The following is a 16,710-nucleotide window of genomic DNA, read 5'->3' on the forward strand; positions in this document are numbered from 1 at the left end:
CCGTTTCTGACGAAGCTGAAGGGATCCTGCGTCGAGCTCGAATCGAAGAGCGCCGGCCTCAGGCGGCCGGTATCGAGTCGAGGAATTTCAGGATGCGATCGGTGACTTCGCTGGCCAGCGGCAGCTGTGGATCCTTGTAGGACGCCAACTGCCGCTTGATGTCCATCGGCACGATTCGCAGCACGTGGTTCATGCCGTCGATGATCGCCAGTTGCGAGTCGGGTTTGGCCTTGTGCAGCAGCTCGGCATCGCCCACGCCCACTTGCATGTCGTTGCGCCCCTGAATGATCAGCGTCGGGATCTTCAACTGCCCGAACGCCGCCGTCGGGTTCTGCCGGAACAATGAAATCAGATAAGGCTGCACGCTCGGGCGGAACACCACCTGAAGGGGCTCGGGCACGTCGTTGTCGGTCTTGCCGGCTTTGATCTCTTCGATCAGTTGCTCACTGCGCGCCAGCAGCGGAGGAGGGAGGCGATCCTGCAATTGCTCGCGGACCACTTGATCCACCGGGCGACCGGTGCCGGCTACCGAGATCAACGCCACGGCGCCCGCACGTTCTGCCGCCAGGGTGGCGACCAGCGCGCCCTCGCTGTGGCCCATCAGAATCAGAGGGCCCAGGCGCGAGTCGGTCTTGAGCTTGGCGGCCCAGGCGACCGCGTCGTCGACGTACTTTTCGATGCTCAGATCGCGCTCGTCCGGGGTGGCAGGGCGACTGGCCGCGACGCCGCGCTTGTCGTAACGCACGCTGGCGATGTTGTGCTTGGCGAGGATCAGCGCGAGACGCTTCATGCTGTCGTTGCGCCCACCGTCGGAGTTGTTGCCGTCACGGTCGGTCGGCCCCGAACCGGCGATGATCAACACCACTGGCACGGGTTTGGTCGATTTGGGCAGCAGCAGCGTGCCGAACAGCTCGCCGGTCCCGGTGTCCAGGCTGATGGGGCGCTGCAGCACGACGGGCGTTCCGGCGTGGGCGATGGACGACAGCAGGGTCAGGCTCAAGATGATCGCTCGCAGCGGCCAGAAGCCGCGAATCAGGGGTAAGGCGCTTAGCATTGCAGGACCGTCATCAATAAAGTGTCAATTGGACGCGGGCAAATGAATAAGGTTCGAGGATGAACTGCGCCATAAGCCTGCGTATACTGGCGCGCTTGAGTTTTTGAACGTCCTCGGAGCCTCCCGCATGTCCGGCAATACCTACGGCAAGCTGTTCACTGTCACCACTGCCGGCGAAAGCCACGGTCCGGCACTGGTTGCCATCGTTGACGGCTGCCCGCCGGGCATCGAGCTGTCGCTGGAAGACCTGCAGCGTGACCTCGACCGCCGCAAGCCGGGGACCAGCCGCCACACCACCCAGCGTCAGGAGCCCGACGAGGTCGAAATCCTCTCCGGCGTCTTCGAAGGCAAGACCACCGGCGCGTCCATCGGCCTGCTGATCCGCAACACCGATCAGAAGTCCAAGGACTATTCGGCGATCAAGGACCTGTTCCGGCCCGCCCACGCCGATTACACCTACCACCATAAATATGGCCTCCGCGACTACCGTGGCGGCGGTCGCAGCTCGGCGCGGGAGACCGCCATGCGCGTCGCCGCCGGGGCCATCGCCAAGAAGTTTCTTGCCACCCAAGGCATTACCGTTCGCGGCTACATGAGCCAGCTCGGCCCGATCGAAATCCCGTTCAAGACCTGGGATTCGGTGGAAGACAACGCGTTCTTCAGCCCCGACCCGAGCAAGGTGCCGGAACTGGAAGCCTACATGGACCAGCTGCGTCGCGATCAGGATTCGGTGGGCGCGAAGATCACGGTTGTGGCCGAAGGCGTGATGCCCGGCCTGGGCGAGCCGATTTTCGACCGTCTCGACGCTGAACTGGCCCACGCGCTGATGAGCATCAACGCGGTCAAGGGCGTCGAGATCGGCGCCGGCTTTGCCTGCGTTGCCCAGCGCGGCACCGAGCACCGCGATGAGATGAGCCCCGAGGGTTTTCTGTCGAACAACGCCGGCGGCATCCTCGGCGGGATTTCGTCCGGCCAGCCGATCATTGCGCACCTGGCACTGAAGGCGACGTCCAGCATCACCACGCCGGGGCACTCGATCGACGTCGATGGCAACTCCGTTGAAGTCATCACCAAAGGCCGCCACGACCCGTGCGTCGGCATCCGCGCCACGCCCATTGCCGAAGCGATGATGGCCATCGTGCTGGTCGACCACCTGCTGCGCCATCGCGGCCAAAACGCTGACGTGCGTGTCACGACGCCGATTCTGGGTCAGCTGTAATGCCTGAGCCGCGCGTTGCCGCCGCGGTCATCTGAGCGTGGCGGCGCTTCCTTACTGGCGCCTCGCCAGCTTCTATCTCTTCTACTTCGCCCTGCTTGGGGCCACGGCGCCTTACATGGCGCTGTATTTCAGCCACCTGGGTTTTTCCGCTGCGCGCATCGGCGAGTTGGTAGCGATCCCGATGCTGATGCGCTGTGTCGCGCCCAATGTCTGGGGCTGGCTCGGCGATCACACCGGGCGACGTCTGGCCATCGTGCGCTTTGGCGCTCTCTGCGGGCTGGCCTGTTTCAGCCTGATTCTCGTCGACACGTCCTACGCCTGGCTGGCAATGGTCATGGCGCTCTATGCGTTTTTCTGGCACGCGGTGCTGCCGCAGTTCGAAGTCATCACGCTGACGCATTTGCAGGGCCAGACTTCCCGCTACAGCCAGATCCGGCTGTGGGGATCGATCGGCTTCATCCTCTCGGTGGTCGTGCTGGGCCGGATGCTCGAGTGGTTCAGCCTGGATTACTACCCGCAACTCTTGCTGCTCATTCTGATCGGCATTGTCGCCAGCAGTTGGTGGGTGCCGAATGCACAACCGGTGGTCTCGGGCGCGCGGGTCGCAGGCGAGGGGTTTCTCAGGCAGTTGATGAGGCCGGGCGTGCTGGCGTTTTACGTCAGCGTCGCCCTGATACAACTCAGCCACGGGCCGTATAACACTTTTCTTACGCTGCACCTGGAACACCTCGGTTACACCCGCGGCATCATTGGCCTGCTCTGGGCGCTGGGGGTGATTGCCGAAGTGTTGATGTTCATGCTGATGAGCCGTGTGCTGCAGCGATTCAGTGTCCGCCAGGTGCTGATGACCAGCTTCGTGATCGCCGCCTTGCGCTGGCTTTTACTGGGTAATCTGGCCGATCATCTGGCGATTCTGATCGTCGCCCAACTGATGCACGCGGCCACCTTCGGCAGTTTTCATGCCTCGGCAGTGCACTACGTGCAACGCAGCTTCGGCCCGCGCCAGCAGGGTCAGGGTCAGGCGCTGTACGCCGCCCTTTCCGGCACCGGCGGGGCGATGGGCGCTTTGTATGCCGGGTACAGCTGGAATGCGCTGGGCGCCAGTTGGACCTTTGCCATTGCGAGTCTGGCGGCCGTGGCCGCTGCTGTTCTGACCGCCACATGTATGAAAGAGGAGCGCGTATGAGTCGCGAAGCACTGGCGCGGGAAATCATCGAAGCGGGGCAGTTTTTGTACGCCCGGGGCTGGTCGCCCGCCACCAGCAGCAATTATTCCGTGCGCCTGTCGCCGACCGAAGCGCTGCTGACCGTCTCCGGCAAGCACAAGGGCCAGTTGGGCATGGACGACGTGCTGGCCACCGACCTTGCCGGCAACAGCCTGGAGCCCGGCAAAAAGCCGTCGGCTGAAACCCTGCTGCACACGCAGCTTTATACCTGCAAGCCGGCGGTGGGCGCGGTACTGCACACCCATTCGGTCAACGCCACCGTGCTGTCCCGGCTCACGGCCGGTGATCATCTGGTGTTCGAGGACTACGAGCTGCAAAAGGCCTTCAGCGGCGTTTCCACCCACGAATCAAAAGTGCTGGTACCGATTTTCGACAACGATCAGGACATCGCCCGGCTCGCCGACAAGGTCCGGCCCTGGCTGGATCAACACCCTGACTGCGCCGGTTACCTGATTCGCGGTCATGGTTTGTACACCTGGGGCGCGAAAATGAGCGATGCCTTGCGCCAGATCGAAGCCTTCGAATTCTTGTTCGAATGCGAGCTCAAGACGCTGTCCGTGCTCAACCGCTGATCCCTGACGTACGCAACGATCAACGCACCGCAGCGTTCCCACTGCCTGAATCAACGTGTCGGATCGGCCCCAGAGCCGACCGATGCGGACCGAACCGAGGAAGCCCCGAAATGAGCAGTCTGTCCGTTTATCACGTGTCATCCCCCGAGCTGCCCAACAAGGTCCTGACGCACCTGGAAGACATTGCCTCGACCCTGGCCGAGCACGGTGTGGCGTTCGACCGCTGGCAGGCGGCAGCGCCCATCACCCCGGGCGCCAGCCAGGAGGAGGTCGTCGCGGCCTACCGCACCCAGATTGACAGGCTGATGACCGAGCGCGGTTACGTGACCGTCGACGTGATCAGCCTCAACAGCGATCACCCGCAGAAGGCCGAACTGCGCGCCAAGTTCCTCGAGGAGCACCAGCATGGCGAAGATGAGGTGCGTTTCTTCGTTGCCGGCCGTGGGCTGTTTACCCTGCACATCGACGACTTTGTCTACGCCGTGCTGTGCGAAAAAAACGACCTGATCTCGGTGCCGGCCGGCACCCGCCATTGGTTCGACATGGGCGAGAATCCGCATTTCGTCGCCATCCGCCTGTTCAATAACCCGGAGGGCTGGGTGGCCAAATTCACCGGCGAAAGCATCGCCGGCCAGTTCCCGCGTCTGGAAGACTGATTACCCATGACCATTAAAGCGATCCTGACCGACATCGAAGGCACCACCAGCGCGGTGAGCTTCGTCTTCGACGTGCTCTTTCCGTATGCCAAACAGCATCTGCCCGCGTTCGTTCGCGAGCATGCCGCCGACCCCGAGGTGGCCGCGCAGTTGCAGGCCGTGCGCAACGACAGTGCCGAACCCGATGCGAGCGTCGATCGGGTGATCGAGATCCTGCTGCAATGGATCGCCGAAGATCGCAAAGCCACGCCGCTGAAAGCCTTGCAAGGCATGGTCTGGCAGCAGGGTTATCAGGCCGGCCAGCTCAAGGGGCATGTCTACCCGGACGCCGTGGAGGCGCTGAAACGCTGGCATCGGGCGGGGTACGCGCTTTACGTCTACTCCTCGGGCTCGATCCAGGCGCAGAAGCTGATCTTTGGTTGCTCCGAGGCGGGCGATCTGTCCGGACTGTTCAGCGGCTACTTTGACACCACCTCCGGGCCCAAGCGGGAGGAGGCGTCCTATCGATCGATTGCGTCGAGCATCGGTCAGCCAGCGGACGCCATTCTGTTTCTGTCTGACATCGTGGAAGAGCTCGATGCGGCGCAACGGGCCGGCATGGTCACCTGCGCACTGGTGCGCGATGGCGGAGAACTGGATGGGCACATCAACGTCAGCCGTTTTACGGGGATAGAGCCCTGCGCTTTCTGACGATTCAAGCGTGCTGAAAACCGACGGCCGATGTCTTTGACATTGGCCGTTTTTGTATCCAAATGCGGAAAAATGTAAGTTGGTTTTTGTTCGTTTGTGGGAAGTTGCTTGTTTTACGGTCAGGCATGCCTGTTTGTTTTTGACGCTGTGTTTAACCCTCCTCGACTGTGTAACCCTTCGCCTGCCGGACCCTGACAGCTTTTGAGTGCGCCTCGTGCGGTCGTGTTGACGACAGCACCTGACGCCGTTTTCAGCTGCCATGCATAAAAAATCCAAGGGGCATCAGGGCCGCGCATTTGATGGTTTTAAACGGGAGGGGAACATGAAAAACGCGCAGACAGGGACGCTGAGTCCGTTGATACAACAAATGGTCACCAGCATCACTGAACAGGATGGCGATGCGGCCATCGCCAACGCACTTGACTGGCTGAGAGCTGAATGTCGCAGCGAACGGGCCATGCTCTATCAGTACCGAAACGGCGTGCTCCTCAGTTGCATCACGTCGAACGTCGACAGCTACTGGAAGGACCTTTATTGCCAGGGACGCCTGATGATCGAGGACCCGGTTATCCGCTGCTACCGACACACCATGGGCTTTCTGAATTGGGAAGAGGCCTTCAAGACCTACCCGCCATCACCCGCCTACATGGCGGCGGTGGAGGATTGCGACCTGCTGCCGGCCTTCTCCTACGGCTACAGCAGCCAGACGCGGGCCAATCAGGGTGTCATCACCATTTGCACGCTCAACGGCATGGAGCGCCCGCTGACCCACAACGATCGTTATCTGCTGACGAGTCTGGTGCCGATGCTTCATGTGGCGGGGAAGGGGCGTCAACTGCAAACCCGGGCGCTGTCGCCCAAAGAGCTGGAAATTCTCAAGTGGGCGCGGGAAGGCAAGACGGCGTGGGAGATTGGGCTGATAAAGGAAGTCTCGGAAGCAACCGTCAAACATCACTTCAAGAGCATCTACGCCAAGCTCGGGGTGACCAATCGCGCGCAGGCGGTGGGCGAGGCGTTGTGCCGAGGGATTATTCAATAGGCCCGCTCTGAGAGACAGCGCCGCAATGACTGTCATTGCGTGAAGGGAGTGACTCGAAAAAAGCTCAAAAAAAACCGCGATAGCATCAACTATCGCGGGAATCTACAAGGGATGCTTCGATGAGAGTGAAACGTGCTGCTGCCGGAACGCAATGTTCCGGCCTGATACCTATCGGGTGTGATAAGTAGGCAAATCAAAACGGTGCTGGCTTTGCAACATCGAGATGGCGGGCAACTCGCTGGCTTGTGCGGCCAGGTCGCGACGAATCGCGCTGATCACCCATTCCAGTTGCACTGGGGTGTGCAGTTGAGCGTAGGACACGCAGCGACGGATGTTGGTGCCTTGATCGTTACGCAGAGTCAACAGAACCCCACCGTCCGGACGCGGTTGAGTGGTGACTTCGAAATCGGAAAATACGGATGCGAATTTTTCTTGGATGAAAGTCATGTCTAGAGGCTCCATTGCTCATGGGATAACAAGCTTGGAATGACTAGTGCAGTGACTGTGCCAGTTTTTGAGGTTAAATAAATATCAATGAAATCAGCGGGTTACGGTTTTTTAAAAAATGCTGCCTCGTGCAATTTGCATGAATGCCTCTCGTGCATCCTGCAATTTACCGGAGTTGGGAGTGAGTAGTGAGTGACGTGGGGAGGGGTGCACGCATTGCGTGACATGACTGAGACAGCGGTATAGGGGATTTATTTCACGTTGTTGCGAAATTTTCTCGGTGAGCATTCAAGCGCCACTATCACTCCCATTGAAACCGATGGTTGGGCGCCGATCATTGGCGCTAGCAGGATTGGCGTCATGTGTGACGGCGCTCTCTGCGCAGCGCGCCTGGAGTTGTTGCTGTAAGTGGAACTACACGCTTTGTCCATGGCTCATAGATTGCCTGGCCCGTAGATCGCCGCATCCCTTGATTCATACCGCGCAATGCATTGCGCTACTGGAGTTACCTATGTCCGAAGCCCCCAACACGACCGGTTCTGCCACGCGCATGACAGACGAAGAAGCACTGGAATTTGCCGAGCAGGTATTCGACCGGGCCCGTGCTGGCGACGCCCCGATGCTCGACCGGCTGCTGGAAAACGGCTTGACCCCCAATCTTCGCAACCACAAAGGCGACACGCTGTTGATGCTGGCCAGCTATCACGGTCATCAAAACGCCGTGCGGGTGCTGCTCAAGCACAAGGCTGACCCTGAACTGCGCAACGACAACGGCCAGAGCCCCATCGCCGGCGCTGCTTTCAAGGGCGATCTGGAAACCGTGAAGATCCTCGTGGAAGCCGGCGCAGAGGTTGAAGGCGCTTCCGCCGACGGCCGCACGGCATTGATGATGGCGGCGATGTTCAACCGTACGGCGATCGTCGATTACCTGATCTCCAAGGGTGCCAACCCTCATATCCAGGATGCCAAGGGCGTCACTCCGCTGATGGCCGCGCAGACCATGGGGGCGACCGAGACCGCCGAGCAGCTCACCCGTCTGGGGGCGTAAGCGATAGAGGCGCGCCGCATTTCCAGCTATTCTGCGCGCCTGTTTTCCAGCCCTCGGACGATCTGCCATGAAAGCTTCACTCATCGAATTCATCAGCAAGATCAGCTCCGGCTGCATGAGCGATGAAGAAATCGAAAAAATCGCCGATGAGGCCACCCAGGCCTACGGCGATCCCGATGCGTTCCTGACCGCCAACCCTGACATCAATTTCGACGACACCTTCCCGATCCCGCTGGGGGAGTGGGTGGTGATCGGCAGCCTTCCCGACACCGTGTTGTTTCAGGCCGATACCTATCCCGACCTGCTCACCGAGATCATGGCGTCGTTCGGCCCGAACGTGATGTTCAACATCAAGCCCAAACAGCTGACCAAGTCCGAACCCCTGGCCGCGCTTAACCGTATCCAGATTCAGCTGTCCAGCATGAACAAGGACATGGGCGGGTACGTGTTGATGGACGTCAGCGAGCCGCTGGACCACGTGCTGCAAACGGTGCTGGTCTACGGCGCCGACGTTGAGAGAGTCATGGCACTCGGCGTTGAACTCGGCCTGTTGATCGAGCCCGCGCTGGAGGCGCTCAAGGCGCAGATTTGATCGCCGTCGACGCGTTTTGCTGCGCAGACAAATATCCCTGCCGACCAACGGAACCCTCGTTGCAGGCCACCACTCTCAAGTGGGCAAGCCTTCAATAAGGAGCAACACCATGGGTTCTACTTTCAACGGTCTGATCGGCCTGATCATTCTGGCGCTGGATATCTGGGCCATCATCAACGTGCTGAAAAGCGGCGCGGAAACCGGGAAGAAAATTCTCTGGATTTTGTTGATTGTCATCCTGCCGGTGCTGGGCCTGATCATCTGGGCAATCGCTGGCCCTCGTGGCAACGTGCGTATCTAGTAGCGTGCATCTCTAGAAGCGCAGCAAGGCTTCAGAACACATCACGCCCGACTGGCCTGGCCACTCGGGCGTTTTTGTTGGGGGCGGATCACCCTTGCGCCGCCGCGACATTCGACCTGTCATGCGCCGCGACGTAGAATGCGCGCCTTCTTGTGGGCGGCGTGCCGTCCTGTCATCAGTAGTTATCGGGGACTCCATCCATGAGCGATTATCAAGAAACGTTGTACGAAGGCTATGGCCAGCGCTTTCGCATGGAAAAAATGCTGCATGAAGTGCGCACCGAGCATCAGCATCTGGTGATCTTCCAGAACCCGCGCATGGGTCGCGTCATGGCGCTGGACGGCGTGATTCAGACCACTGAAGCCGACGAGTTCATTTATCACGAGATGCTCACCCACGTGCCGATTCTGGCCCACGGCCGCGCCAAACGCGTCCTGATCATCGGCGGTGGCGACGGCGGCATGCTGCGCGAAGTCGCCAAGCACGCGACGGTCGAGCACATCACCATGGTCGAGATCGACGGCACCGTGGTCGGGATGTGCAAGGAATACCTGCCGAATCACTCCAAAGGCGCTTTCGATGATTCGCGTCTGAACCTGGTCATCGATGACGGCATGCGCTTCGTTGCCAACACCGAGGAAAAATTCGACGTCATCATTTCCGATTCCACCGACCCGATCGGGCCGGGCGAAGTGCTGTTCTCGGAGAACTTCTATCAGGCCTGCCATCGCTGCCTCAACGAAGGCGGCATTCTGGTCACGCAGAACGGCACGCCATTCATGCAGCTGAGCGAAGTGCAAACCACGGCAGGGCGCATGAATGGACTGTTCGCCGACTGGCATTTCTATCAGGCAGCGGTGCCTACCTACATTGGCGGCGCGATGACCTTTGCCTGGGGCTCTACGGATTCCCAGCACCGCAAGATTTCGCTGGACACTTTGCATCAGCGGTTCGCCGGCAGCGGCATCGTCACCCGTTACTACAACCCTGAGGTCCACATCGGCGCCTTCGCATTGCCGCAGTACGTGCTTCAGGCGATCAGCAAGCCAAGCAACGCCTGACCCCGCTGCAAGGTTACGTAAACCTGACATCCATGGGCTGATGTCAGGTAAACGTAACTTCTCCTTGATCGCCCTGCATGTCACGTATACATTCCATTCATCGTTGAATGTTATGCAGGCGTGACAAATGGACGCGACATTGTTGCTTGAGCGGCTGGGCAGCCAGATCGAAGAAATGCGTAGGTCCCGCGGGCTGACTCAGGTTCAGTTGGCCTACCAGTCGGGCATGACACGGCAAAAGCTCGCCGAAGTCGAAAAGGGCAGCCCGACCGTGGCGGTGAATTTCTACGCCAAGGTCCTGGCCGCGTTGAATGCCGAGATAAAAGTCGTCTCCGCCCGACGCCCGACGTTTGAAGAGCTGCGCGAGGTGTTCCAGTGAAACCCCTGGATCGTGTACGCATTTTTACCCCGGAGGGTGAGAGTGGTGAGCTGTCGGCATCGGCGTCCGGCGACTACCTGTTTCGCTACGGCCTGGACGCCAGCCCGGCGTCGCAGATCAGCCTGACCATGGGGGTTCGCGATGCGGCCTACGTATCGCGCAGCCTGCACCCGGTCTTCCAGATGAACCTCCCCGAAGGCTTCGTGCTGGAACAGCTGCGCAATCGCCTCGCTAAAACCACACCCATCAACCCGATGCTGCTCATGGCATTGACCGGCAGCGGTTCGCCGGTCGGCCGCGTGGCGGTGGCGTCTCCCATGATCGACGAGTTGCTGGGTGGCGCGGGCCCCGTCCCAGGCAGAAGCCTGGGGCAGATACTCAGTTGGGACGGGACGCAGGATCTGTTTGCCGAACTGGTCGATCAGTACATTTTGCGAACCGGGATTTCAGGTGTTCAGCCCAAAGTCATCGTGCCCGACTCGGATTTCGTGACGGACCCGAAAGCCACGCTGTTGATGCCGGAGCTGATCGTCAAGTCGGGGAGGGCGGATTTCCCCGGGCTGGCCGTCAACGAATTCGTGTGCATGGACGCTGCGCGCAGGGCCGGCATGCCGGTACCGGAATTTTATCTGTCGGATAACCGCCAGCTGTTCGTCATGCGCCGTTTTGATCGTGATGCTGAGCAGCGGGCCATCGGCTTCGAGGACATGGCTGTGCTGATGGGCCGGGGCACCGAGCAGAAATACGACTCCAGCTACGAAAACATCGCCAAGGCCATTCGCCTGTTTTGCGCGCCTGAGCATGTGCGTGAATCGCTGGATCAATTCTTCGACATCGTCGCGCTCAGCTGCATGGTCGGCAACGGCGACGCCCATCTGAAGAACTTCGGGGTGTTGTATCGCGACCCGCTGGGAGCGGACGCACAACTGGCGCCGGCCTACGACATCGTCAACACCACCGCGTACATAAAGGACGACGCGCTCGCCCTGCGTCTGGATGGCTCAAAGAGCCTGTTCGGATCGCGGCTCGGCATTCTGAGCCTGGCGTCGACCTGTGACATCCGCAAACCGAACGTGCGCATTGCGCGACTGATCGCGGCCGTGCAGGCGTCCCTGCAGGAAAACGCCTCGCTCCGCCCCCAAGCGCCCCTTGTCTTTGAAGCCATCGAGCACGCCGTCGAGCGCTATGCCCAGACGTTCAAGGTTTAATCCTGATTCGAGGCTTTGTAAGAAAATATGTGAGGGGGAACTAATCAACGGAATTTTCACCGTTTCTCCGGGAAGATTCGCGCCGTTCCGAGACTGCTCCCTGATTGTGATAACCGTTTGTGCCGATCCGTCATGAAGAATGCGCGGCATCGGTGGTAAACCGCGGAGGTTCACGTAATATTTGGCCCCCGCAGCCCGGACCGGCATTTCGATGGGGTCGGGCGCACAGCTTTTTGAACTTAAACCTGAATCCAACGGATCCCACAACCCATGGCCAAAACGGACGCCCCGGCGCGCGCGCCGCAACCTACCGTCAAATCGCACCTGGCCTATACGCTCCTGAGCGGCCTGGTGCTGATGGTTCTGTACACCCTTCTGCGCGTAGCGCTGCTGGTCTATAACCGCGAAGGCATCGGTGCGACGCCAGCTTCGACCTTCGTCGAGGCGTTCGCCAATGGCCTGCGGTTCGATTTGCGTCTGGTCGTGTACATCCTGATTCCCCTTCTGCTGTCCCTGTTCAGCGCGCGCATGATGGCGGCCCGTGGGGTCTTCCGCTTCTGGCTGACGCTGGTCGCGAGCCTGACCGCGTTCTTCGGCCTGATGGAGATGGATTTCTACCGTGAATTCCACCAGCGCCTGAATGGCCTGGTGTTCCAGTACGTCAAAGAAGACCCGAAAACCGTCCTGAGCATGATCTGGTACGGCTATCCGGTGGTTCGTTATCTGCTGGCGTGGGCGCTGGTCACCTGGCTGCTGAGCCTGGTCTTCAAAGGCGTCGATCGCCTGACACGGCCCCGTGGCGGGTTCAACGTTGCCAGCGCTGACAACCGTGCGGTGGCGCCGCTGTACAAGCGCGCCGTGGTGTTCCTGCTGTGCCTGGTGGTGGCCGTCATCGCCGCTCGCGGCACCCTGCGCCAGGGCCCGCCACTGCGTTGGGGCGATGCGTACACGACTGACTCCAACTTCGCCAACACCCTCGGGCTAAACGGCACGCTGACGCTGATCGCGGCGGCCAAGAGCCGGATGTCCGAAGACCGCGACAACATCTGGAAGGCGACCCTGCCTCAGGCCGAAGCCCAGCAGGTCGTTCGTGACATGCTGCTGACCGCCAACGACAAGCTGATCGATCCAGAAAAAGCCGCTGTGCGTCGCGATTTCACGCCGCCGCCGGCCAACACGCTGCCGATCAAGAACGTCGTCGTGATCCTGATGGAAAGCTTCGCCGGCCATTCGGTGGGTGCGCTGGGCGACGAGTCGAACATCACGCCTTACTTCGACAAACTGTCCCAGGAAGGTCTGCTGTTTGATCGCTTCTTCTCCAACGGCACACACACCCACCAGGGCATGTTTGCGACCATGGCCTGCTTCCCGAACCTGCCGGGCTTCGAGTACCTGATGCAGACGCCGGAAGGCAGCCACAAGCTGTCCGGTCTGCCGCAGCTGCTTAGCGCGCGCAAGTACGACGACGTGTATGTCTACAACGGTGACTTCGCCTGGGATAACCAGTCGGGCTTCTTCAGCAACCAGGGCATGACCAACTTCATTGGCCGCAATGACTTCGTCAACCCGGTGTTCTCGGACCCGACCTGGGGCGTCTCCGACCAGGACATGTTCGACCGTGGCGCCGAGGAACTCAAAGCCCGCGAAGCCAAGGGCAAGCCGTTCTATGCGTTGCTGCAGACCCTGTCCAACCACACGCCGTACGCACTGCCGGCAAACCTGCCGGTCGAGCGCGTGACCGGCCATGGCACGCTGGATGAACACCTCACCGCCATGCGTTATTCGGATTGGGCGCTGGGTCAGTTCTTCGAGAAGGCCAAGAAAGAGCCTTACTACAAGGACACGCTGTTTGTGGTAGTCGGTGACCACGGCTTCGGCAACAACGAGCAGATCACCGAAATGGACCTCGGCCGCTTCAACGTGCCGATGCTGATGATCGCCCCGGGCCTTCAGGACAAGTTCGGCAAGCGCAGCAGCATCGTCGGCACGCAGATCGACATCGTCCCGACCATCATGGGCCGCCTGGGTGGCGACACCGTGCACCAGTGCTGGGGCCGCGACCTGCTCAATCTGCCGGCAGGCGACGAAGGCTTCGGTGTGATCAAGCCATCGGGCAGCGAGCAGACCGTGGCGCTGGTCACCGGCAACCGGATCCTGATCGAACCCAAGGAAATGGAGCCGAAGGTGTACAGCTACGAGTTGGGCACCAAGCCCCACGCCGAGCTGATGCCGAACGCGCCGGACGTCACCGAGTTGCGCAAGAAGCTCGACAGCTTCCTGCAGACCGCGACCAAGAGCCTGCTGGACAACACGGCAGGGGTCAAAGACGCCAAGCCGCAATGACCGCAGCCTGATGAAAAACGCCCCGAGACCGGGGCGTTTTTTTGCCTGCGGATCCTTGGCATCAGACTGCTAACGTCAAGCCGGGCGCTGACGATTCGGGTTGAACGTCGTTGCGCTGCAAGGGTCAAGATCACTAGGCCGTTGTCCGGCCCTTACTGAGGAGACATTGATGAAAGTGTGGACTATTTCGTTTCTGGACAAAGACGGTGTGCAGCAAACCCTCGATCTTGAATCCGATCACCGTCCCAGTGATGAAGAGGCTGCGCAGCGAATCCGTCCGATCCTGTTTCCGGTCGCGAGTGATCTTGATCTGATCGACCTCGACGGTCGCACCGCCGAGCCCACCGTGAAGACACTCAAAGAGCAGAACGCGGTACAGATCATCTCCATCGTCGAAGCCCCCTAAAAAGCCTGGATTTCCCGCCAACCTGCCAATTGGCAACGCACTATCAATGCGCGTACTCTGCCAGTGAGGTCGGTGAAGCATCTACCCGAGTCAGCTCGCGTACGTATGCCCGTTTTGTAAAACGCACCGGCCTTGTCAGCGACATGCTTGAGTCCCGGGCGGCAGATGACCTGCCGCTACACGCCTCGCCACCGGGGAGTGTTTCGGGATAGTTGAAACTCTATCTATCGTTGCATAGGAGGACGTTTCATGAGCACAGCCTATCAAGAAGACGTCAGCAGCCATGTTCTGCGCTGCATGAAAGAAGGCGGTTTCGACTTCGCACGCATTCACCCCATCGAGTTCTATGCCACGTTTCCGGATGAGGACCGGGCGCGTCAGGCAGCGGAAAAATTTCGCGGCGAGTCAGTCAATGTTCAGCTCAATGCTCTGGAAGACGGTGCGTGGCACCTGGAACTGAGCAAGTTGATGTACGCGACCTACGACGGGATAGGCGACTTCGAGCAGGATTTCCAGACCGCGATTTTCGGTCTGGACGGGGAGGTTGAAGGCTGGGGCGTCAAGCAGGAGCTCAAGCGCCTTCATTGATCGGGCTTCATTGACAGTCAGGCCCGAAAACAGGGCATTTACGGTTGAACGCCCTCTCTCGGCTCCACGGCAAATCAGTGGGGCGGGAGAGGCACCGAGCCGAATCGCAGGCAAAAAAAAGCCGCTCTCATCGGAGCGGCGGAAAGGGAATATCGGGTGGCGTTGCCAATCAGGTTTTGAGCCAATCGCCTTGTGGAATCCGGCGGGTTGGTCTGCGGTATGGGGCGATAATGCTCAGGGCGCGTAACGCGCGGAAATGAACTGTAGCTATGCCTGCGATAGATTTTCAAATGGAACGACGCTTCGCCATGAAGCGCCGGGGAACGGGTTAGGGCGCATCGTGCACAGGAATGGTGCGGACGCTCCGGCTGTTTAATTCAACCCATTGATATTAAAGCGTTTATGCCGATGGCACGGGCCTTGCGAAGGCTCTGGTGTCCATGGTGACAAGGAGTACGGCATGATCCGCACCTTTTATGACGAGATGTACGATGCGGGCGGCATAGTTCGTCCGCATTATCGGGAATTCGCCCGCTGGTTGGGCGAAGCGCCGCCTGAGTTGCTCGCTCAGCGCCGGCGTGAGGCCGATCTTTTGTTTCATCGCGCCGGGATCACGTTCACGCTGTACGGCGACGAGCAGGGCACCGAGCGGCTCATCCCTTTCGACACGATTCCGCGCAGCATTCCGGCCAGCGAATGGCGGGTGGTCGAGCGCGGCTGCATACAGCGCGTCAAGGCGCTGAACATGTTTCTCGCTGACCTCTATCACGATCAGCGCATCATCAAGGCCGGGATCATTCCCGCCGAACAGGTCCTCGCCAACGAGCAATATCAGTTGGCGATGCAGGGCCTGAATCTTCATCGTGACCTGTATTCGCACATCTCAGGCGTCGATCTGGTGCGTGATGGCGACGGCACGTATTACGTGCTCGAAGACAACCTGCGCACGCCTAGCGGTGTGAGTTACATGCTCGAAGACCGCAAGATGATGATGCGGCTGTTCCCCGAGCTGTTCGCCGCGCAACGCATCGCGCCGATCGATCACTACCCGAACCTGCTGCTGGACACCCTGAAAAGCTCCAGCCCGCTGGATAATCCGAGCGTCGTGGTGCTGACGCCCGGGCGTTTTAACAGCGCGTTTTTCGAGCACGCGTTTCTGGCCCGGGAAATGGGCGTCGAACTGGTGGAGGGCGCTGACCTTTTCGTGCGCGATGACCGCGTATTCATGCGAACCACCGACGGCCCGAAAGCGGTCGACGTGATTTACCGCAGGCTCGACGACGCGTTCCTCGATCCGCTGGCGTTCAACCCGGATTCGATGCTCGGGGTGCCGGGCCTGCTGGCCGCCTACCGCTCCGGCAATGTTGTGCTGGCCAATGCCATCGGCACCGGCGTGGCGGACGATAAGTCGGTCTACCCCTTCGTGACCGACATGATCCGTTTCTACCTCGACGAAGAGCCGATCCTGAAGAACGTGCCGACCTGGCAGTGCCGCAAGCCCGAAGAGCTGTCCCACGTGCTCGCCAACCTGGGCGATCTGGTGGTCAAGGAAACCCAGGGCTCCGGCGGTTACGGCATGCTCGTGGGCCCCGCCGCCACCGCCGCGGAAATCGAGTCGTTCCGGGCGCGGCTCAAAGCCAAGCCCCACGCGTATATCGCGCAACCGACCTTGTGTTTGTCGACCTGTCCGACCTTCGTCGAGAACGGCATCGCCCCGCGCCACATCGACCTTCGCCCGTTCGTCCTGGCTGGCCGTGAAACCCGTGTAGTGCCCGGTGGTCTCACGCGCGTTGCCTTGCGCGAAGGGTCGCTGGTGGTGAACTCGTCGCAGGGTGGCGGAACCAAGGACACCTGGGTGGTCGAGGATTAAGGATGCCTGCCA

General features: G+C 60.3%; 18 protein-coding genes. 16 read left to right on the top strand and 2 right to left on the bottom strand.

What is annotated here, in order from left to right; all coding sequences use genetic code 11:
• Window positions 1-58 precede the first annotated feature (58 nt).
• Window positions 59-1,054 carry an alpha/beta hydrolase gene (locus tag SLW75_RS22990; protein ID WP_065989381.1) on the bottom strand — a complete coding sequence of 332 codons (996 nt, stop codon included), beginning with the start codon at window positions 1,052-1,054 and terminating at the stop codon, window positions 59-61.
• A gap of 127 nt (window positions 1,055-1,181) precedes the next feature.
• Here SLW75_RS22990 and aroC point away from each other — a divergent pair, with 127 nt between their 5' ends.
• The 6 genes from aroC to SLW75_RS23020 all read left to right on the top strand — a co-directional run bounded on the left by aroC (window position 1,182) and on the right by SLW75_RS23020 (window position 6,455).
• Window positions 1,182-2,273, top strand: a complete 1,092-nt coding sequence (gene aroC, locus SLW75_RS22995) for a chorismate synthase (RefSeq protein WP_065989382.1) — start codon at window positions 1,182-1,184, stop codon at window positions 2,271-2,273.
• A gap of 31 nt (window positions 2,274-2,304) precedes the next feature.
• Window positions 2,305-3,459 carry an MFS transporter gene (locus SLW75_RS23000; RefSeq protein ID WP_296310881.1) on the top strand — a complete coding sequence of 385 codons (1,155 nt, stop codon included), beginning with the start codon at window positions 2,305-2,307 and terminating at the stop codon, window positions 3,457-3,459.
• A complete protein-coding gene (locus SLW75_RS23005) occupies window positions 3,456-4,070 on the top strand; it encodes a methylthioribulose 1-phosphate dehydratase (RefSeq protein WP_410935538.1) in 615 nt (204 codons plus the stop codon). The genes SLW75_RS23000 and SLW75_RS23005 overlap by 4 nt, the downstream gene beginning before the upstream one ends.
• Before the next feature lie 110 nt (window positions 4,071-4,180).
• A complete protein-coding gene (locus tag SLW75_RS23010; protein WP_065989385.1) occupies window positions 4,181-4,726 on the top strand; it encodes a 1,2-dihydroxy-3-keto-5-methylthiopentene dioxygenase in 546 nt (181 codons plus the stop codon).
• Window positions 4,727-4,732: 6 nt separating this feature from the next.
• Window positions 4,733-5,416 (top strand): acireductone synthase, encoded by a 684-nt coding sequence (gene mtnC / locus SLW75_RS23015; protein WP_410935539.1) that lies wholly within the window; start codon window positions 4,733-4,735, stop codon window positions 5,414-5,416.
• A gap of 322 nt (window positions 5,417-5,738) precedes the next feature.
• Window positions 5,739-6,455, top strand: a complete 717-nt coding sequence (locus SLW75_RS23020) for a helix-turn-helix transcriptional regulator (RefSeq protein WP_065989388.1) — start codon at window positions 5,739-5,741, stop codon at window positions 6,453-6,455.
• A 168-nt stretch (window positions 6,456-6,623) separates the two neighbouring features.
• Here SLW75_RS23020 and SLW75_RS23025 read toward each other — a convergent pair whose 3' ends face one another.
• Entirely contained in the window at window positions 6,624-6,902 is a 279-nt protein-coding gene (locus SLW75_RS23025) for a DUF3509 domain-containing protein (protein WP_065989389.1), read from the bottom strand.
• A gap of 511 nt (window positions 6,903-7,413) precedes the next feature.
• On the opposite strand from SLW75_RS23025, the gene SLW75_RS23030 reads away from it, so the two are divergent.
• The 10 genes from SLW75_RS23030 (at window position 7,414) to SLW75_RS23075 (ending at window position 16,698) form a co-directional block, all read left to right on the top strand.
• The gene (locus SLW75_RS23030) at window positions 7,414-7,950 is read left to right on the top strand and encodes an ankyrin repeat domain-containing protein (protein ID WP_410935540.1); all 537 of its coding nucleotides are present in this window, start codon (window positions 7,414-7,416) and stop codon (window positions 7,948-7,950) included.
• A 67-nt stretch (window positions 7,951-8,017) separates the two neighbouring features.
• Window positions 8,018-8,542 (top strand): hypothetical protein, encoded by a 525-nt coding sequence (locus SLW75_RS23035; RefSeq protein ID WP_369319452.1) that lies wholly within the window; start codon window positions 8,018-8,020, stop codon window positions 8,540-8,542.
• Window positions 8,543-8,651: 109 nt separating this feature from the next.
• The gene (locus SLW75_RS23040; RefSeq protein ID WP_037009073.1) at window positions 8,652-8,843 is read left to right on the top strand and encodes a PLDc N-terminal domain-containing protein; all 192 of its coding nucleotides are present in this window, start codon (window positions 8,652-8,654) and stop codon (window positions 8,841-8,843) included.
• A 200-nt stretch (window positions 8,844-9,043) separates the two neighbouring features.
• On the top strand, window positions 9,044-9,904 hold the full coding sequence (speE, locus tag SLW75_RS23045; protein WP_410935541.1) for a polyamine aminopropyltransferase: 861 nt from the start codon (window positions 9,044-9,046) through the stop codon (window positions 9,902-9,904).
• A gap of 127 nt (window positions 9,905-10,031) precedes the next feature.
• Window positions 10,032-10,283: a helix-turn-helix domain-containing protein gene (locus SLW75_RS23050; protein ID WP_192134406.1), complete on the top strand. Its 252-nt coding sequence runs from the start codon at window positions 10,032-10,034 to the stop codon at window positions 10,281-10,283.
• Window positions 10,280-11,491, top strand: a complete 1,212-nt coding sequence (locus tag SLW75_RS23055; RefSeq protein ID WP_410935542.1) for a type II toxin-antitoxin system HipA family toxin — start codon at window positions 10,280-10,282, stop codon at window positions 11,489-11,491. Before SLW75_RS23050 ends, SLW75_RS23055 begins: the two co-directional genes overlap by 4 nt.
• Window positions 11,492-11,761: 270 nt before the next feature.
• Window positions 11,762-13,834, top strand: a complete 2,073-nt coding sequence (locus tag SLW75_RS23060) for an LTA synthase family protein (RefSeq protein ID WP_369319458.1) — start codon at window positions 11,762-11,764, stop codon at window positions 13,832-13,834.
• A 169-nt stretch (window positions 13,835-14,003) separates the two neighbouring features.
• Window positions 14,004-14,240, top strand: a complete 237-nt coding sequence (locus SLW75_RS23065) for a hypothetical protein (RefSeq protein ID WP_065989399.1) — start codon at window positions 14,004-14,006, stop codon at window positions 14,238-14,240.
• 249 nt (window positions 14,241-14,489) lie between these two features.
• On the top strand, window positions 14,490-14,828 hold the full coding sequence (locus tag SLW75_RS23070; RefSeq protein ID WP_065989401.1) for a ribonuclease E inhibitor RraB: 339 nt from the start codon (window positions 14,490-14,492) through the stop codon (window positions 14,826-14,828).
• 460 nt (window positions 14,829-15,288) lie between these two features.
• Window positions 15,289-16,698 carry a circularly permuted type 2 ATP-grasp protein gene (locus tag SLW75_RS23075; protein WP_074891898.1) on the top strand — a complete coding sequence of 470 codons (1,410 nt, stop codon included), beginning with the start codon at window positions 15,289-15,291 and terminating at the stop codon, window positions 16,696-16,698.
• Window positions 16,699-16,710 lie beyond the last annotated feature (12 nt).

It is taken from the genome of Pseudomonas sp. W5-01 (assembly GCF_046540435.1).
Taxonomy (GTDB): domain Bacteria; phylum Pseudomonadota; class Gammaproteobacteria; order Pseudomonadales; family Pseudomonadaceae; genus Aquipseudomonas; species Aquipseudomonas graminis_B.

Coding starts and splice junctions, on each gene's coding strand:
- SLW75_RS22990 (WP_065989381.1), bottom strand. CDS start 1,054: ATGCTAAGCGCCTTACCCCTGATTCGCGGCTTCTGGCCGCTGCGAGCG.
- aroC (WP_065989382.1), top strand. CDS start 1,182: ATGTCCGGCAATACCTACGGCAAGCTGTTCACTGTCACCACTGCCGGC.
- SLW75_RS23005 (WP_410935538.1), top strand. CDS start 3,456: ATGAGTCGCGAAGCACTGGCGCGGGAAATCATCGAAGCGGGGCAGTTT.
- SLW75_RS23010 (WP_065989385.1), top strand. CDS start 4,181: ATGAGCAGTCTGTCCGTTTATCACGTGTCATCCCCCGAGCTGCCCAAC.
- mtnC (WP_410935539.1), top strand. CDS start 4,733: ATGACCATTAAAGCGATCCTGACCGACATCGAAGGCACCACCAGCGCG.
- SLW75_RS23020 (WP_065989388.1), top strand. CDS start 5,739: ATGAAAAACGCGCAGACAGGGACGCTGAGTCCGTTGATACAACAAATG.
- SLW75_RS23025 (WP_065989389.1), bottom strand. CDS start 6,902: ATGACTTTCATCCAAGAAAAATTCGCATCCGTATTTTCCGATTTCGAA.
- SLW75_RS23030 (WP_410935540.1), top strand. CDS start 7,414: ATGTCCGAAGCCCCCAACACGACCGGTTCTGCCACGCGCATGACAGAC.
- SLW75_RS23035 (WP_369319452.1), top strand. CDS start 8,018: ATGAAAGCTTCACTCATCGAATTCATCAGCAAGATCAGCTCCGGCTGC.
- SLW75_RS23040 (WP_037009073.1), top strand. CDS start 8,652: ATGGGTTCTACTTTCAACGGTCTGATCGGCCTGATCATTCTGGCGCTG.
- speE (WP_410935541.1), top strand. CDS start 9,044: ATGAGCGATTATCAAGAAACGTTGTACGAAGGCTATGGCCAGCGCTTT.
- SLW75_RS23050 (WP_192134406.1), top strand. CDS start 10,032: ATGGACGCGACATTGTTGCTTGAGCGGCTGGGCAGCCAGATCGAAGAA.
- SLW75_RS23060 (WP_369319458.1), top strand. CDS start 11,762: ATGGCCAAAACGGACGCCCCGGCGCGCGCGCCGCAACCTACCGTCAAA.
- SLW75_RS23065 (WP_065989399.1), top strand. CDS start 14,004: ATGAAAGTGTGGACTATTTCGTTTCTGGACAAAGACGGTGTGCAGCAA.
- SLW75_RS23070 (WP_065989401.1), top strand. CDS start 14,490: ATGAGCACAGCCTATCAAGAAGACGTCAGCAGCCATGTTCTGCGCTGC.
- SLW75_RS23075 (WP_074891898.1), top strand. CDS start 15,289: ATGATCCGCACCTTTTATGACGAGATGTACGATGCGGGCGGCATAGTT.